This window comes from Pseudomonas sp. 51_B (assembly GCF_017491595.1).
GTDB lineage: Bacteria > Pseudomonadota > Gammaproteobacteria > Pseudomonadales > Pseudomonadaceae > Aquipseudomonas > Aquipseudomonas promysalinigenes.
On the sequence record NZ_JAFGYW010000370.1, the window covers coordinates 1 to 452 of the forward strand.

Sequence of the window (452 nt, forward strand, 5' to 3'; positions counted from 1 at the left end):
CTGGCCAACCGCAAGCCCGACCTGGACGGCGGTGTGTATGCCTATGCCAAGGCAGGCTTCGGCGATTACATGGGTTTCTCATCAGCATGGGGGTACTGGATCAGCGCCTGGCTAGGGAATGTCGGCTATTTCGTATTGCTGTTCAGCACTTTGGGCTACTTCTTCCCGATCTTCGGCGAAGGTAACACCCCCGCGGCCATCATCGCTGCATCGGTGCTGCTGTGGGCCGTGCATTTTCTGGTACTGCGCGGCATCAAGGAAGCAGCCTTCATCAACCAAGTGACCACTGTGGCCAAAATCGTGCCGTTGCTGATCTTCGTGGTCATTGCCGCTTTCGCGTTTCGCGCCGATATCTTCACGCGCGATATTTGGGGCCAGAGCAACCCGCAGTTCGGCAATGTGCTGAGCCAGGTGCGCAACATGATGCTGGTCACCGTGTTCGTGTTCATCGG

At 57.5% G+C, this 452-nt stretch carries 1 protein-coding gene; it reads left to right on the plus strand.

Annotated elements, in window-relative coordinates; all coding sequences use genetic code 11:
* The coding region (locus J5M56_RS25285) for an amino acid permease (RefSeq protein WP_207938096.1) at window positions 1-452 on the plus strand (452 nt) is incomplete at both ends.